Genomic DNA, 15,398 nt, shown 5'->3' on the forward strand with positions numbered 1-15,398 from the left:
GCATTTTGTCGGCACAAATTATGCCAAGTTATTGATTATGGCGACCGACATCAAAGGAGCAGTTGCGATGGAATCCCGCATGCCAGACCGCTTGCCGTTCTATCGCCTGGCGGTTTTTCCGCTATTGCTGGCTCAATTGATCGTGCTGCTCATGGCCGCATTGGTGCTATGGCAGTGGCAAGGAGTCGTTGCAGGATATTCGGGACTCTGTGGAGGCCTGATAGCCTGGCTACCCAATTTATACTTTGCTCACAAGGCATTCCGGTTTTCCGGGGCCAGAGCAGCGCAAGCCATCGTGCGGTCGTTCTACGCCGGCGAGGCAGGCAAACTGATTTTCACGGCAGTGCTTTTTGCATTGACGTTCGCAGGTGTGAAGCCACTGGCACCGCTGGCGGTATTCGGTGTGTTCATGTTGATCCAGGTGGTCAACTGGTTCGCTCCCCTGCTTACGAGAACAAGACTTTCGAGACCTTAGGGCGTTTGAGGCAACCATGGCAGAGCAAACAGCTTCGGGCTATATCCAGCACCACTTGCAGAACCTTACATTCGGGCACCTGCCCAATGGCGAATGGGGCTTTGCCCACACCGCAGCAGAAGCCAAGGAAATGGGTTTCTGGGCCTTCCACGTCGATACCCTTGGCTGGTCGGTTGCGTTGGGTCTGATTTTCGTTCTGATCTTCCGCATGGCGGCCAAGAAGGCAACTTCCGGTCAGCCTGGCGCACTGCAGAACTTCGTCGAAGTGCTGGTCGATTTCGTCGACGGCAGCGTGAAAGACAGCTTCCACGGCCGCAGCGCGGTTATCGCGCCACTGGCGCTGACCATTTTCGTCTGGGTTTTCCTGATGAACGCGGTCGACCTGGTACCGGTGGACTGGATTCCGCAGCTGGCGATGCTGATTTCGGGCGACGAGCACATTCCGTTCCGTGCCGTTCCGACTACTGACCCGAACGCCACGCTGGGCATGGCCCTGTCTGTGTTCGCACTGATCATTTTCTACAGCATCAAGGTCAAGGGCATCGGCGGTTTCATCGGCGAACTGACCCTTCACCCGTTCGGCAGCAAGAACCTGTTCGTTCAGGCGCTGTTGATCCCGGTCAACTTCCTGCTGGAATTCGTGACGCTGATCGCCAAGCCTATTTCTCTGGCTCTGCGTCTGTTCGGCAACATGTATGCTGGCGAGCTGGTCTTCATTCTGATCGCCGTGATGTTCGGCAGCGGTCTGTTGTGGCTCAGCGGTCTGGGTGTAGTGCTGCAGTGGGCGTGGGCTGTTTTCCACATCCTGATCATCACCCTGCAAGCGTTCATCTTCATGATGCTGACCATCGTCTACCTGTCGATGGCTCACGAAGATAACCATTGAGATTCGTCTCAGGACGTGTCTGATGACCGTCTCGCCATCGGCGGGACGGTGCCCGCAAGGGCTGATGTAGAAACGATTTTGTTTTACCGCTTCAATTAAAAAAACCTAACCAATACGACGTAAAAGTCGGGAGGAAAGATGGAAACTGTAGTTGGTCTAACCGCTATCGCTGTTGCACTGTTGATCGGCCTGGGCGCACTGGGTACTGCAATCGGTTTCGGCCTGTTGGGCGGCAAATTCCTGGAAGGCGCTGCGCGTCAGCCGGAAATGGTTCCAATGCTGCAAGTTAAAATGTTCATCGTTGCGGGCCTGCTCGACGCCGTGACCATGATCGGTGTTGGTATCGCTCTGTTCTTCACCTTTGCGAACCCCTTCGTTGGTCAACTCGCTGGCTGATCACTCGAATTTTCGAGTTGATTGGTGTGATGGACAACGAACGAGCGAGGTGTTGGCGTGAACATTAATGCAACCCTGATTGGCCAGTCCGTTGCGTTCTTCATTTTTGTGATTTTCTGCATGAAGTTCGTGTGGCCTCCGGTCATCGCGGCTTTGCACGAACGTCAGAAGAAGATCGCGGATGGACTGGACGCTGCTTCCCGAGCAGCTCGCGACCTGGAGCTGGCCCAAGAGAAAGCGGGTCAACAACTGCGCGAAGCTAAGGCTCAAGCAGCTGAAATCATTGAGCAAGCCAAGAAACGCGGTACTCAGATTGTCGACGAAGCCCGTGAAACGGCACGCGTTGAAGCTGACCGTGTGAAGGCCCAGGCTCAGGCCGAGATCGAGCAGGAACTGAACGGTGTCAAAGACGCCTTGCGCGCCCAGTTGGGCAGCCTGGCAGTCAATGGCGCAGAGAAGATTCTGGGTGCCACAATCGATCAAAACGCGCACGCGGAGCTGGTTAACAAACTGGCTGCTGAAATTTAAGCGAGGGCGATCATGGCAGAACTGACCACGTTGGCCCGACCTTACGCGAAGGCGGCCTTCGAGCACGCGCAGGCCCACCAGCAGCTGGCCAATTGGTCAGCCATGCTCGGCCTGGCTGCTGCGGTGTCGCAAGACGACACCATGCAGCGCATGCTCAAGGCCCCGCGACTGACGAGCGCACAAAAGGCCACCACTTTTATTGAAGTGTGTGGCGAAAAGTTCGATGCCAAGGCACAGAATTTCATTCACGTCGTTGCTGAAAACGACCGCCTCCCGCTTCTGCCGGAGATCGCCGAACTGTTCGACCTGTACAAGGCCGAGCAGGAAAAATCGGTCGATGTGGATGTCACCAGTGCTTTCGCATTGAACCAAGAACAGCAAGACAAACTCGCCAAGGTTCTCAGTGCACGGCTCGGCCGGGAAGTGCGCCTGCATGCTGCGGAGGATGCCTCTCTCATAGGGGGTGTCGTAATCCGCGCCGGCGACCTGGTTATCGATGGCTCAGTTCGTGGCAAGATCGCGAAACTAGCCGAAGCATTGAAATCTTGAGTTTGAAGGGGCAGCAGAGCAATGCAGCAACTCAATCCTTCCGAAATAAGTGAAATCATCAAGGGTCGCATCGACAAGCTCGATGTAACCTCCCAAGCCCGTAACGAAGGCACAGTCGTCAGCGTGTCTGACGGTATCGTGCGGATTCACGGTCTGGCCGACGTAATGTACGGCGAGATGATCGAGTTTCCGGGCGGCGTCTACGGTATGGCGCTGAACCTTGAGCAAGACTCCGTGGGTGCCGTTGTACTGGGCGCTTACACGACTCTGGCTGAAGGCATGAGCGCCAAGTGCACTGGCCGCATCCTCGAAGTTCCGGTTGGTAAGGAACTGCTGGGTCGCGTTGTCGATGCACTGGGTAACCCAGTTGACGGCAAAGGTCCGCTGAACAACACCGAGACCGATGCGGTCGAGAAAGTTGCTCCAGGCGTGATCTGGCGTAAGTCGGTAGACCAGCCTGTACAGACTGGCTACAAGGCTGTCGATGCCATGATTCCTGTCGGGCGTGGCCAGCGTGAGCTGATCATCGGTGACCGTCAGATCGGTAAAACCGCTCTGGCCATCGACGCAATCATCAACCAGAAGAACAGCGGCATCTTCTGCGTCTACGTAGCAATCGGTCAGAAGCAATCGACCATCGCCAACGTTGTTCGCAAGCTCGAAGAAAACGGCGCACTGGCTAACACCATCGTCGTGGCTGCAAGTGCTTCCGAATCCGCTGCGCTGCAATTCCTTGCACCGTACTCGGGTTGCACCATGGGCGAGTTCTTCCGCGACCGCGGTGAAGACGCGCTGATCGTTTATGACGATCTGTCCAAGCAAGCAGTGGCTTACCGCCAGATTTCCCTGCTGCTGCGCCGTCCACCAGGCCGTGAAGCTTACCCAGGCGACGTGTTCTATCTCCACTCCCGTCTGCTGGAGCGCGCATCGCGTGTTTCCGAAGAGTACGTAGAGAAGTTCACCAATGGCGCAGTGACCGGCAAAACCGGCTCGCTGACCGCACTGCCGATCATCGAAACCCAGGCTGGCGACGTTTCCGCGTTCGTTCCGACCAACGTGATTTCCATCACCGACGGTCAGATCTTCCTGGAATCGGCCATGTTCAACTCCGGCATCCGTCCGGCTGTGAACGCCGGTGTTTCGGTATCCCGTGTGGGTGGTGCCGCTCAGACCAAGATCATCAAGAAGCTTTCCGGTGGTATCCGTACCGCTCTGGCTCAGTACCGTGAACTGGCGGCATTCGCCCAGTTTGCTTCTGACCTGGACGAGGCGACCCGCAAGCAACTTGAGCATGGTCAGCGCGTTACCGAGCTGATGAAGCAGAAGCAATACGCACCAATGTCGATCGCTGACATGGCGCTGTCGCTGTATGCCGCTGAGCGTGGGTTCCTGACTGACGTCGAAATCGCCAAGATTGGCAGCTTTGAACAAGCGCTGATTGCTTACTTCAACCGCGATCACGCCGATTTGATGGCGAAGATCAACGTGAAGGGTGACTTCAATGACGAAATCGATTCTGGCATGAAAGCCGGCATCGAGAAGTTCAAGGCCACCCAAACCTGGTAAGCCGCAGCGGGGGCCGCAAGGCTCCCGCTTGCTAACCTGATAGGTGTTACATGGCAGGCGCAAAAGAGATTCGCAGCAAGATTGCGAGCATCAAAAGCACGCAAAAGATCACCAGCGCCATGGAAAAAGTGGCGGTCAGCAAAATGCGCAAGGCTCAAATGCGCATGGCTGCTAGCCGTCCTTACGCGGAGCGCATTCGTCAGGTGATTGGTCATCTGGCAAACGCCAACCCGGAGTACCGCCACCCGTTCATGATCGAGCGCCCTGTGAAGCGCGTCGGTTATGTCGTAGTGAGCAGTGACCGTGGTCTGTGTGGTGGATTGAATACCAACCTGTTCAAGACTCTGGTCAAGGACATGGCGGTGAACCGTGAAAACGGTGTAGAGATCGATCTGTGCGTGGTCGGCAGCAAAGGTGCGGCATTTTTCCGCAACTTCGGCGGTAACGTCGTCGCTGCGATCAGCCACCTGGGCGAAGAGCCGTCGATCAACGACTTGATCGGCAGCGTCAAGGTGATGCTGGATGCCTACCTGGATGGCCGTATTGATCGCCTGTCCGTGGTATCCAACAAGTTCATCAACACCATGACCCAGCAACCAACAGTGGAGCAATTGATTCCGCTGGTGGCAACCCCGGATCAAGGGCTCAAGCACCACTGGGACTATCTCTACGAACCCGATGCCAAAGAGCTGCTAGACGGCCTCATGGTTCGCTACGTGGAATCGCAGGTGTACCAGGCGGTGGTCGAGAACAACGCAGCTGAACAAGCAGCGCGGATGATCGCGATGAAGAACGCCACAGACAACGCCGGTGATTTGATCAGCGATTTGCAGCTGATCTACAACAAGGCGCGTCAGGCAGCGATCACCCAAGAGATCTCGGAAATCGTCGGCGGCGCTGCCGCGGTTTAACGGTTCAAATATTAGAGGAACCAGCTAATGAGTAGCGGACGTATCGTTCAAATCATCGGCGCCGTGATCGACGTGGAATTCCCACGCGATAGCGTACCGAGTATCTACAACGCGCTGGAAGTTCAAAGCGCGGCAGGAACCACCCTGGAAGTTCAGCAGCAGCTGGGCGACGGCGTGGTTCGTACCATTGCGATGGGCTCCACCGAGGGCTTGAAGCGTGGTCTGGAAGTAACAGACTCTGGCGCAGCCATCTCCGTACCGGTCGGTAAAGCGACTCTGGGCCGGATCATGGACGTGCTGGGCAACCCGATCGACGAAGCTGGCCCGATTGCCACCGAAGAGCGCTGGGGCATTCACCGTCCTGCACCGTCCTTCGCTGAGCAGGCTGGCGGCAACGACCTTCTGGAAACCGGCATCAAGGTTATCGACCTGGTTTGCCCGTTCGCCAAAGGCGGTAAAGTCGGTCTGTTCGGTGGTGCCGGTGTCGGCAAGACCGTAAACATGATGGAACTGATCCGTAACATCGCCATCGAGCACAGCGGTTATTCCGTGTTCGCCGGTGTGGGTGAGCGTACTCGTGAGGGTAACGACTTCTACCACGAGATGAAGGATTCCAACGTTCTGGACAAAGTGGCACTGGTTTACGGTCAGATGAACGAGCCGCCGGGTAACCGTCTGCGCGTAGCACTGACCGGCCTGACCATGGCCGAGAAGTTCCGTGACGAAGGTAACGACGTTCTGCTGTTCGTCGACAACATCTATCGTTACACCCTGGCCGGTACCGAAGTATCCGCACTGCTGGGCCGTATGCCTTCCGCAGTAGGTTACCAGCCGACTCTGGCTGAAGAGATGGGCACTCTGCAAGAGCGCATCACTTCCACCAAGAATGGTTCGATCACCTCGATCCAGGCCGTATACGTACCAGCGGACGACTTGACTGACCCGTCGCCTGCGACCACGTTTGCCCACTTGGACGCCACCGTCGTACTGTCCCGTGATATCGCTTCCCTGGGTATCTACCCTGCGGTAGACCCACTGGACTCGACTTCGCGTCAGCTGGACCCGAACGTCATTGGCCAGGAACACTACGACACCGCTCGCGGCGTTCAGTATGTGTTGCAGCGTTACAAAGAGCTGAAAGACATCATCGCGATTCTGGGTATGGACGAGCTGTCGGAGACCGACAAACAGTTGGTTAACCGTGCTCGTAAGATCCAGCGCTTCCTGTCCCAGCCTTTCTTCGTGGCAGAAGTCTTCACCGGTGCTTCGGGTAAATACGTTTCCCTGAAAGACACCATTGCTGGCTTCAAAGGCATCCTCAACGGTGACTACGACCACCTGCCAGAACAAGCGTTCTACATGGTCGGCGGCATCGAAGAAGCGATCGAGAAAGCCAAGAAACTGTAATCCCGGCGCCCGGAAACGGGCGCTAATTAGGTTGAGGCAAGCAAATGGCTATGACAGTCCATTGCGACATCGTCAGCGCGGAAGGGGAAATCTTCTCCGGTCTGGTCGAGATGGTGATTGCGCACGGCAACCTGGGTGATCTCGGTATCGCTCCAGGCCACGCGCCGCTGATCACTGATCTGAAGCCGGGCCCGATCCGCTTGATCAAGCAGGGTGGGGAAGCCGAGGTGTTTTACATCTCCGGTGGTTTCCTTGAGGTTCAGCCGAACATGGTCAAGGTGCTTGCCGATACTGTGCAACGTGCTGCCGACCTGGATGAAGCTTCTGCTCAGGCTGCCGTACTGGCTGCCGAGAAGGCTCTGAACGAGAAAGGCGCAGATTTCGACTACGGCTCTGCAACTGCTCGTCTGGCCGAGGCTGCAGCTCAGCTGCGCACCGTTCAGCAAATTCGCAAGAAGTTCGGCGGCTAACCCCGCTGCATTCGATGCGCGATTGAGAAAAAGGGTAGCCTCGGCTACCCTTTTTCTTTTTTCAGATTTCCTCTTTCAAGTCAGCCCGCCTTCGGCCCGGTTGCCGCTCAGTTGGTAGTCCTATCATGTCTCTCGATATCGTTATTCTCGCTGCTGGCCAAGGTACCCGGATGCGTTCCGCCTTGCCCAAGGTCCTGCATCCTGTGGCTGGCAACTCCATGCTTGGTCATGTTATCCACAGCGCACGTCAGTTATCCCCAAGTGGAATACACGTCGTGATCGGACACGGTGCGGATGCTGTTCGTGAACAGCTGGCAGCCGATGACCTGAATTTCGTGATGCAGGACAAGCAACTGGGCACAGGCCACGCCGTTGCTCAGGCGCTGCCTGCACTTACGGCTGAGACCGTGTTGATTCTTTATGGCGATGTGCCGTTGATTGAAGTGGAGACGCTTGCGCGCCTGCTCAAACTCGTCAATCCGCAGCAACTGGGCCTGTTGACCGTTACTCTGGACGACCCCACCGGCTACGGCCGCATCGTTCGCGACCAGCAGAATCGTGTCTGCGCGATTGTCGAGCACAAGGATGCGAACGATGCACAGAAGGCAATCACCGAAGGCAACACTGGCATTCTCGCGGTGCCTGCCAAGCGTCTCGCTGACTGGCTGGGGCGGCTGTCGAACAACAACGCCCAAGGCGAGTATTACCTCACAGACGTAATCGCCATGGCCGTCAATGATGGGCTGATTGTTGCTACAGAGCAGCCTTACGACGCAATGGAAGTGCAGGGTGCCAATGATCGCAAACAGCTCTCCGAGCTGGAGCGCCATTATCAGCTGCGCGAAGCCCGCCGGTTGATGGCAGGTGGTGTGACCCTGCGTGACCCTGCGCGATTCGATGTGCGCGGCGAAGTCAGCGTCGGCCGCGATGTGCTGATCGACATCAACGTGATCCTTGAAGGCAAGGTAGTCATCGAGGACAACGTGGTCATCGGCCCTAACTGCGTCATCAAAGACAGCACCCTGCGCAAGGGGGTCATCGTCAAAGCCAACAGCCACATCGAAGGTTCAATTCTGGGCGAGGGCAGCGATGCCGGCCCGTTTGCACGCCTTCGCCCTGGCAGTGTGCTGGGTGCCAAAGCACATGTGGGTAACTTTGTCGAACTCAAGAATGCGAACTTGGGCGAGGGTGCCAAGGTTGGCCACCTGACCTATCTGGGCGATGCCGAGGTCGGCGCACGTACCAACATAGGTGCCGGGACGATTACCTGCAATTACGATGGGGCCAACAAGCACAAGACCACGTTGGGTGCAGACGTGTTCATTGGTTCTAACAACTCACTGGTTGCGCCTGTGGATATCTTTGACGGTGCGACGACTGCAGCCGGTTCGACCATCACGCAGAACGTGCCCGCTGAACAACTCGGCGTGGCTCGCGCCCGCCAACGCAACATCGAAGGCTGGAAGCGTCCGGTAAAAATCAGGAAAGACTGAGTTATCCACAGCCCGGAAAAATGATGTTCTGTGGGGGCGGACTCGTACGCGAAAGCCATCCCCCGTCCTGGAATCTTTGTAAATAGTTTTCGCGGACGAGTCCGCTCCCACGAAATGCATTCCGGATTGGTCCAACTGGCCTATGCATACTTCTGAGAGCGGAGCACTGGAGCGAGAGTTACAGGAATCTCGTTCCTAAAGTTCCATTGAAAATACCCTGCCAAACCCTCTGGCCTTGACCAAACCCAAAAAATAGGTTTTGATTGCCTTCGTTATCTTTCGAAACGAAACTTGAGGCTGTCATGTCGAAGCGCAATACACCACAACGCCGCCACAATATTCTTGCTTTGCTCAATGAGCTGGGTGAAGTCAGTGTCGACGATTTGGCCAAACGCTTTGAAACTTCTGAAGTTACGATTCGAAAGGATTTGGCAGCCCTTGAAACCAATGGTTTGCTGTTGCGCCGTTACGGGGGCGCAGTGCCGCTTCCTCACGAGCTGATCAGCGAAAGCAGCCAGCCGGTTTCCCGTTACAAACAGGCCATTGCCCGCGCTGCGGTTTCCCGAATTCGCGAGCACGCCAGAATTATTGTCGACAGTGGCAGCACCACGGCTGCGTTGATCCCTGAACTGGGCCAGCAACCTGGCCTGGTGGTCATGACCAACTCACTGCATGTGGCGCGAGCCCTTACTGAACTGGAACACGAACCGGTCCTGTTGATGACTGGCGGAACATGGGATCCGCACTCGGAGTCTTTTCAGGGGCAGGTCGCTGAACAGGTACTGCGCTCCTACGATTTCGATCAGTTGTTCATCGGTGCCGACGGCATCGATCTGACTCGTGGCACCACCACGTTTAATGAGCTGCTGGGTTTAAGCCGGGTCATGGCGGAAGTCGCCCGGGAAGTCGTTGTCATGGTCGAGGCCGACAAGGTCGGTCGCAAGATCCCCAATCTGGAGCTGCCCTGGAGCAGTATCCACACCCTTATTACTGATGATCGCCTGCCCAGCGAGGCTCGCGATCAGATACAGGCCCGCGGCATCAATCTGATTTGTGCTGCTGTCAGCTAGGAGATAACCATGTGTGGAATCGTCGGCGCCGTTGCTGAACGTAATATCACGGCCATTTTGCTCGAAGGCCTCAAGCGTCTTGAGTACCGCGGTTACGACAGCGCAGGCGTTGCTGTTTTCAGTAACGAAGGCACCCTTGAGCGCCGTCGTCGCTCGGGCAAGGTCAGTGAGCTGGAACAGGCACTGGCAGGCGAGCCGCTGACCGGCCGTCTGGGCATCGCCCACACACGTTGGGCGACCCACGGTGCACCGTGTGAACGTAACGCTCATCCACACTTCTCGGCCGATAAACTGGCAGTTGTCCACAACGGCATCATCGAGAACCACGAAGCGCTACGTGAACAGCTGAAAAGCCTGGGTTACGTCTTCGCATCCGATACCGACACCGAAGTCATCGTTCACCTGCTGCACCACAAGCTAAAGGACACGCCAGATCTGGCGGTTGCCCTGAAGGCTGCCGTGAAAGAATTGCACGGTGCCTATGGTCTTGCCGTGATCAACGCTGCACAACCGGATCGCCTGCTGGCCGCCCGCAGTGGCAGCCCGCTGGTGATCGGCATGGGCCTGGGTGAAAACTTCCTGGCCTCCGATCAACTGGCGCTGCGTCAGGTGACCGACCGTTTCATGTACCTGGAAGAAGGCGATATCGCCGAGATCCGTCGCGACAGCGTGCAGATCTGGAACGTCGAGGGTGTGTCGGTCGAGCGTGAAGTGGTGCAATATCATGAAGGCGCTGAAGCCGCTGACAAGGGCGAATACCGTCACTTCATGCTCAAGGAAATCCACGAGCAGCCCAAGGTTGTACAGCGCACCCTCGAAGGTCGCCTGGGGCAACAGCAAGTGCTGGTCCACGCATTTGGTCCACAGGCTGCCGAACTGTTCGCCAAAGTACGCAACGTTCAGATAGTGGCGTGTGGCACCAGCTACCACGCAGGCATGGTCGCGCGTTACTGGCTTGAAGGTCTGGCCGGCATTCCTTGCCAGGTGGAAGTGGCCAGCGAGTTCCGCTACCGCAAGGTCGTGGTTCAGCCGGACACCTTGTTCGTCTCGATCTCGCAATCCGGCGAAACCGCCGACACACTGGCAGCGCTGCGCAACGCCAAGGAACTGGGCTTTCTGGCCAGCCTGGCGATCTGCAACGTCGGCATCAGCTCACTGGTACGTGAATCCGACCTGACCCTGCTGACCCAGGCTGGCCCGGAAATCGGCGTGGCATCGACCAAAGCCTTCACCACCCAACTGGTCGCCTTGCTGCTGCTGACCCTGTCACTCGGCCAAGTCAAAGGTTCGTTGGAAGAGGGCGTTGAAGCACAACTGGTCGAGGAACTGCGCCGCCTGCCAACCCGACTCGGCGAAGCCCTGGCAATGGACGGCACCATCGAGAAAGTCGCCGAGCTGTTCGCCGAGAAGCACCACACCCTGTTCCTCGGTCGTGGCGCGCAATTCCCTGTAGCAATGGAAGGCGCACTCAAGCTCAAAGAAATCTCCTACATCCACGCCGAAGCCTACCCGGCCGGCGAACTCAAACACGGCCCGCTGGCGCTGGTCGATGCCGACATGCCGGTCGTCACCGTCGCGCCGAACAACGAGCTGCTGGAGAAACTCAAATCCAACCTGCAGGAAGTACGCGCCCGCGGCGGCGAGTTAATCGTGTTCGCGGATGAGCTGGCTGGGCTCAAGAACGGCGAAGGCACTCACGTCATCGCCATGCCGCACATCATCGATGCCTTGGCACCGATTCTGTACACCGTTCCGCTGCAGCTGCTTTCGTATTATGTGGCTGTGTTGAAAGGGACGGATGTTGACCAGCCGAGGAACCTGGCGAAGTCGGTGACGGTGGAGTGAGTTATCCACAGGGGTGGGGGTTTTGATTTTTGAGAATTAAAACTGTCGCAGGTTTCTCCAAAATAGTTTCTCGCCCCGTCACTTAGACAGCCTCTTTGCCTCTTGGGGTCCGTTCGTGTCGCTGACGACGTGACGGACCCTATTCGCTCTGTTAGATACCGACTAGCAGGTCTGACTTTGGGGTAACTCCTTATGAGGCAACGCCAGGTCGGCAGATCGGTCAATTCTGCATCAGCGATAACACCGGGCTTCAGATTCGGGAATTTCTTACCTGTCGATGCCCGGAATCGTAACTCAGCCTTCGCTATTCATTGCCCGCCATCATCCCACGGCTCGTAGCGCCAACCTGTTGGTTGCCAGATGAACTGGTGCGTCAATTCCAAGGCCTGCAGAAAATCAAGATCGTGAGCACTCACTATGAGCGCGCCTTTGAATTGTCCGAGCAACTGCTCGACTGCTTCCAAGGCCGCGATGTCGAGATGGTTGTTCACTTCGTCGAGCAGCAACAGTTGCGTCTGTTCGGGGCCGCCTGCCAGCCAGGCGAGCGTTGCGCGCAGGCGCTCGCCACCACTGAGCCGACCGAATGGCGTAGCCATCTGCCGAGCGTCGAGCCCGGCGTTGGCGAAGACCTGGCGAAAGCGGCCCTCCTCGACAGTGCCTAGCTCATTGCGTAGCACCTGCTCGATACTGTGCTCGGGGTCGAAGGTTTGAGCGTGCTGGTCGATCAGGTGAGTGCGTGAGATATGCCGGGCGATGCCGCTGGCGGGCGCCAGTTGCCCGGCTATCACCTTCAGCAGGGTTGATTTTCCGCAGCCGTTCGGCCCGATCACCGCGACTCGCATCGGGCCGTGCAGGGTGAGATCGATGAAGCGGCTGTCGGGGGGGCCGTAGGGGAGCTCGCAGTGTTCGAGCGTGACCACTTGGGTCGCGTTGGCGACCAGGCCGGTCGGGGCGAGCAGTTGGCTTGGGCGTACCGGCTCGACGTTCGCATTGGCCTGGTCGACCCGCTCTCGCGCCATTTGGCTCAGACGCGCCTGCTGGATGCGCTGATGGCCGCTGTGCTGCTCGGCGCGCTCTGCCTGCGCATTGGCGACGATGGCCGGGGTGCCTGTGGCACGCGCCACCTTACGACCATGACTGGCACTTTGCACTTCGCGCTGGCGGGCCATGGTGATCTGCTGCTCGACGCTGTCGCGTGCCGCGCGTGCCCTGACCAGTGTAGCCTGTGCGTTGTCCTGCTCCGCCTGGCGCTGCTCGCGATAGTTGTTGTAGCCGCCGCTGTATTGAACCAGCGCGTCGCTGCGAAGCTCGAGGATACGATCGGCATGTTCCAGCAGCGCCCGGTCGTGGGAGATGACAATGCGGGTTTCCTTGCCTTGGCGCAGCTCTTTGCTCAACTGCTCGCGGGCCTGGCGATCCAGATGGTTGGTGGGCTCGTCGAGTATCAATACCCGCGCGCCGCCGAGGCGCAGACCGGCGAGCATCAGGCGTACAGTCTCGCCTCCGCTCAAGGCCTCGCTTGCGCGATCAAGCGGCAGATGTGCTAGGCCCAAGCGCGTCAGACAGGCGTGGATATCGCCCAGCAGGTTCCAGCGGTCGTCGATCAGGTCGAACAGCGCTGGGTCGCAGGCGCCCGCCTCGACCTCTGCCAAGGCCTGCAAAGCGTTATGTACCCCCAGCAGGTCGGCAACGGTCCCGTCGATAGGCCCGAGCCATTGCGGCAAATAACCGACACTGCCAGCACACTGGACGCTGCCTTCGCTCGCGGTCAGGCGACCCGCCATGATCTGCGCCAACATCGATTTGCCGCTGCCGTTGGGCCCGACGATGCCGGTGAACTGCCTGGAGAACGTTGCGTTGAGCCCCGAGAACAGCGGCCTGCCGTCTGGCAGGCGCAAGGTCAGGTCTTTGATGATCAAGGTGGCGTTGTCGCTACTCATCTCGATCTCTTCCCAAAACCAGGATGACCCAGCTCAGGGCCAGCGCAGCCACGCTCAACGAGGCCAGCAGCAGATTGTCCCAGACGCCGATTATCCCGCCGAGCAACGCCGTGACGGCTGCGGCGCCGGCAGCTAGTGAAGCGGCGATGCCCAGCACCGTGCCACGCAGGCTTGACTGCTCGCATGCCAAGGCATGCCCGATCAAAGCAGTGTAGGCCACCCCATAGGCGATCGCGGCAAGCGCACCGAAAACCAGGGCAAGCGAGTTGTCGAGCGTGGCCGCTAGCAATGCGCAGCTTACCACCAGCACGGGGATGGCTGCGCGCGCGATCTGTGGCGCTGGATACCGGGTTTGCAAGGCTCCGGCCACCCAGATGAAGGCGATGCACATGCCGATCCCGACCACTGTTAGCAGTAGGCTGATGCTGCCTACGGTCTGGCTCTGGCGTGCGAGCATCCAGGGCAAGTACTGGTAAAAGAGATTCCAGCCGATTTGCAGCCAGAGCAGTGCAAACAATGGTCTGCGCGTGGCTGGCGAGGTGAAGCCGTTCAAGACCTGTCTGATCAGCGATGGGCCCATTGTTGCAGCCGGAGCTGGGGTAGAGGGCAGCAAGAAGGCCATCAACAGGCACAGCACGCTGAGGGTCAGCGCGACCTGCAAGGGCAGGAGCAGGCTTGCTCCCGGTGTATGAGCTGCTAGCAGGATGCCCGTGAGCGCGGGACCGGTGAAAAAACCCGCAGTCATGGCAAACATTACCCAGCCAATGCGTTTCATTGCGCTGTCGGGGGTCTGGACCAGCATGGCCTGTGCTACCGGGACGCTACCGGCGAAGGTGCCTCCCAGCAAGCGCCCGGCGATCAGCAAGCCCACGCTGCCCACGCTCACGGCCCAAGTGCTCAGGGCATACCCGGCGACCGACCCTGTCACCGCAAGCAGAAGCGTTGGGCGCCGCCCGATGCGGTCTGAAAGCGCACCCAGCAGAGGCGCGCCCACCATCATCGCAAAGGCGTAGCCTGCCAACAGCACGCCGTAGAGCCCGGCGGTCCGAGCGGCAGTAGGTGCGCTGCCGAAAACCACCCCCGCAGGGTCGCCCGGGTCGAGCAGCATCGGTAGCATCGGCAGCAGCAATGCCGTGCCCAGGCCGTCGATGAAAATGATCATCAGCAGGATCAAGGGCGCGGCCTTGGCAGTGGCGGGTGTCTGCGAGAGAACGGCGGTCATGGCTGGCTCCTTGCGAAAAAGGTGCGAGTGGGCATGGTGTCAGGTGAGGCAATCCGAGTCATTCGCCGTAGGTCCTCAGGTAGCGGCCATCGAGAAAGCGTTGGCTCAGCGCCAGGTAATCGCATCGCTCCGACTGCGCCATGGTTTCGAAGAACAACATCTCGCGGGTGATCAGTTCCACACCGTGGCGTGACATGCGCGAGAGCGCGACCTCGTGATCCAGGACGCTGCGGGACGCCACTGCGTCTACCACAACCGAAACCTGGTCACCGCGTGCGCGTAGCGCCAGTGCCGATTGCAGGATACACACGTGGGTTTCCACACCCGCGAAAATCCAGTGATTGCCGGGCGTAGCGGTACGGAAGATGTCGATCCCCCGTTCATCGAGCACATTGAAGTGGCATTTGGAAAATGTTGTGCAAACACCTGCTGCCTTGCGTAGTCGTGCTGGCAGCGCGCCCAGCTTTTCATGGAAGACTAGAGCAATGGGCAGCTCGATTTCCTGGGCAAGCTCCGCCAGCCAGCAGCAATGCTCCAGCACGCGGCTAGCGTCCTGGATCATGGGCAGCAGATCGACTTGCATGTTGTTAATGATCAGGGTTTTTTTGCCATGGGCACGGGAAGGGATCGAAGATGTCAT

15 protein-coding genes are annotated in these 15,398 nt (G+C 58.3%); 12 read left to right on the forward strand and 3 right to left on the reverse strand.

The features are described 5' to 3' along the window. Window positions 1-67 precede the first annotated feature (67 nt). The 12 genes from RYC18_RS08320 (at window position 68) to glmS (ending at window position 11,596) form a co-directional block, all read left to right on the forward strand. Window positions 68-475: a F0F1 ATP synthase subunit I gene (locus tag RYC18_RS08320; RefSeq protein WP_002555989.1), complete on the forward strand. Its 408-nt coding sequence runs from the start codon at window positions 68-70 to the stop codon at window positions 473-475. Between the two features lie 16 nt (window positions 476-491). Then, entirely contained in the window at window positions 492-1,361 is an 870-nt protein-coding gene (atpB, locus tag RYC18_RS08325; RefSeq protein WP_002555988.1) for a F0F1 ATP synthase subunit A, read from the forward strand. Between the two features lie 138 nt (window positions 1,362-1,499). Next, entirely contained in the window at window positions 1,500-1,757 is a 258-nt protein-coding gene (atpE, locus tag RYC18_RS08330) for a F0F1 ATP synthase subunit C (RefSeq protein WP_002555987.1), read from the forward strand. Between the two features lie 57 nt (window positions 1,758-1,814). Beyond that, window positions 1,815-2,285: a F0F1 ATP synthase subunit B gene (locus RYC18_RS08335; protein ID WP_002555986.1), complete on the forward strand. Its 471-nt coding sequence runs from the start codon at window positions 1,815-1,817 to the stop codon at window positions 2,283-2,285. A 12-nt stretch (window positions 2,286-2,297) separates the two neighbouring features. Next, window positions 2,298-2,834 (forward strand): F0F1 ATP synthase subunit delta, encoded by a 537-nt coding sequence (locus tag RYC18_RS08340; protein WP_003315956.1) that lies wholly within the window; start codon window positions 2,298-2,300, stop codon window positions 2,832-2,834. Between the two features lie 21 nt (window positions 2,835-2,855). Continuing rightward, a complete protein-coding gene (atpA, locus tag RYC18_RS08345) occupies window positions 2,856-4,400 on the forward strand; it encodes a F0F1 ATP synthase subunit alpha (RefSeq protein ID WP_002555984.1) in 1,545 nt (514 codons plus the stop codon). A gap of 50 nt (window positions 4,401-4,450) precedes the next feature. Beyond that, window positions 4,451-5,311, forward strand: coding sequence for a F0F1 ATP synthase subunit gamma (gene atpG, locus RYC18_RS08350; RefSeq protein ID WP_003367855.1), 861 nt, complete (start codon window positions 4,451-4,453; stop codon window positions 5,309-5,311). Window positions 5,312-5,338: 27 nt separating this feature from the next. Beyond that, the gene (atpD, locus tag RYC18_RS08355) at window positions 5,339-6,718 is read left to right on the forward strand and encodes a F0F1 ATP synthase subunit beta (RefSeq protein ID WP_002555982.1); all 1,380 of its coding nucleotides are present in this window, start codon (window positions 5,339-5,341) and stop codon (window positions 6,716-6,718) included. Between the two features lie 44 nt (window positions 6,719-6,762). Then, complete coding sequence (locus RYC18_RS08360; protein WP_002555981.1) at window positions 6,763-7,188, forward strand: F0F1 ATP synthase subunit epsilon; 426 nt, start codon at window positions 6,763-6,765, stop codon at window positions 7,186-7,188. A gap of 125 nt (window positions 7,189-7,313) precedes the next feature. After that, entirely contained in the window at window positions 7,314-8,681 is a 1,368-nt protein-coding gene (glmU, locus tag RYC18_RS08365; protein WP_316885132.1) for a bifunctional UDP-N-acetylglucosamine diphosphorylase/glucosamine-1-phosphate N-acetyltransferase GlmU, read from the forward strand. Window positions 8,682-8,983: 302 nt separating this feature from the next. Then, window positions 8,984-9,751 carry a DeoR/GlpR family DNA-binding transcription regulator gene (locus tag RYC18_RS08370; protein ID WP_002555979.1) on the forward strand — a complete coding sequence of 256 codons (768 nt, stop codon included), beginning with the start codon at window positions 8,984-8,986 and terminating at the stop codon, window positions 9,749-9,751. Between the two features lie 9 nt (window positions 9,752-9,760). Beyond that, window positions 9,761-11,596 (forward strand): glutamine--fructose-6-phosphate transaminase (isomerizing), encoded by a 1,836-nt coding sequence (gene glmS / locus RYC18_RS08375; protein WP_057404163.1) that lies wholly within the window; start codon window positions 9,761-9,763, stop codon window positions 11,594-11,596. A 308-nt stretch (window positions 11,597-11,904) separates the two neighbouring features. On the opposite strand, the gene RYC18_RS08380 is transcribed toward glmS, so the two are convergent. Genes RYC18_RS08380 through RYC18_RS08390 form a run of 3 tightly spaced genes read right to left on the reverse strand, consistent with a single transcriptional unit; the run spans window position 11,905 to window position 15,398 of the window. Further along, window positions 11,905-13,536 (reverse strand): ATP-binding cassette domain-containing protein, encoded by a 1,632-nt coding sequence (locus tag RYC18_RS08380; protein ID WP_316885136.1) that lies wholly within the window; start codon window positions 13,534-13,536, stop codon window positions 11,905-11,907. Next, window positions 13,529-14,758 carry an MFS transporter gene (locus RYC18_RS08385; RefSeq protein WP_316885138.1) on the reverse strand — a complete coding sequence of 410 codons (1,230 nt, stop codon included), beginning with the start codon at window positions 14,756-14,758 and terminating at the stop codon, window positions 13,529-13,531. The genes RYC18_RS08380 and RYC18_RS08385 overlap by 8 nt, the downstream gene beginning before the upstream one ends. Before the next feature lie 58 nt (window positions 14,759-14,816). Next, window positions 14,817-15,398 (reverse strand): isochorismatase family protein, encoded by a 582-nt coding sequence (locus RYC18_RS08390; protein ID WP_316885140.1) that lies wholly within the window; start codon window positions 15,396-15,398, stop codon window positions 14,817-14,819.

The organism is Pseudomonas syringae group sp. 247E2 (genome assembly GCF_032587795.1).
In the GTDB taxonomy this organism is placed as follows: Bacteria; Pseudomonadota; Gammaproteobacteria; order Pseudomonadales; family Pseudomonadaceae; genus Aquipseudomonas; species Aquipseudomonas amygdali.

Bases quoted from the DNA above. Each gene is read 5' to 3' on its own strand.
- glmS (WP_057404163.1), top strand. From the start codon at position 9,761: ATGTGTGGAATCGTCGGCGCCGTTGCTGAACGTAATATCACGGCCATT.
- atpD (WP_002555982.1), top strand. From the start codon at position 5,339: ATGAGTAGCGGACGTATCGTTCAAATCATCGGCGCCGTGATCGACGTG.
- atpE (WP_002555987.1), top strand. From the start codon at position 1,500: ATGGAAACTGTAGTTGGTCTAACCGCTATCGCTGTTGCACTGTTGATC.
- RYC18_RS08320 (WP_002555989.1), top strand. From the start codon at position 68: ATGGAATCCCGCATGCCAGACCGCTTGCCGTTCTATCGCCTGGCGGTT.
- RYC18_RS08360 (WP_002555981.1), top strand. From the start codon at position 6,763: ATGGCTATGACAGTCCATTGCGACATCGTCAGCGCGGAAGGGGAAATC.
- RYC18_RS08385 (WP_316885138.1), bottom strand. From the start codon at position 14,758: ATGACCGCCGTTCTCTCGCAGACACCCGCCACTGCCAAGGCCGCGCCC.
- atpA (WP_002555984.1), top strand. From the start codon at position 2,856: ATGCAGCAACTCAATCCTTCCGAAATAAGTGAAATCATCAAGGGTCGC.
- RYC18_RS08390 (WP_316885140.1), bottom strand. From the start codon at position 15,398: ATGACATCTTCGATCCCTTCCCGTGCCCATGGCAAAAAAACCCTGATC.
- atpG (WP_003367855.1), top strand. From the start codon at position 4,451: ATGGCAGGCGCAAAAGAGATTCGCAGCAAGATTGCGAGCATCAAAAGC.
- glmU (WP_316885132.1), top strand. From the start codon at position 7,314: ATGTCTCTCGATATCGTTATTCTCGCTGCTGGCCAAGGTACCCGGATG.
- RYC18_RS08370 (WP_002555979.1), top strand. From the start codon at position 8,984: ATGTCGAAGCGCAATACACCACAACGCCGCCACAATATTCTTGCTTTG.
- atpB (WP_002555988.1), top strand. From the start codon at position 492: ATGGCAGAGCAAACAGCTTCGGGCTATATCCAGCACCACTTGCAGAAC.
- RYC18_RS08340 (WP_003315956.1), top strand. From the start codon at position 2,298: ATGGCAGAACTGACCACGTTGGCCCGACCTTACGCGAAGGCGGCCTTC.
- RYC18_RS08380 (WP_316885136.1), bottom strand. From the start codon at position 13,536: ATGAGTAGCGACAACGCCACCTTGATCATCAAAGACCTGACCTTGCGC.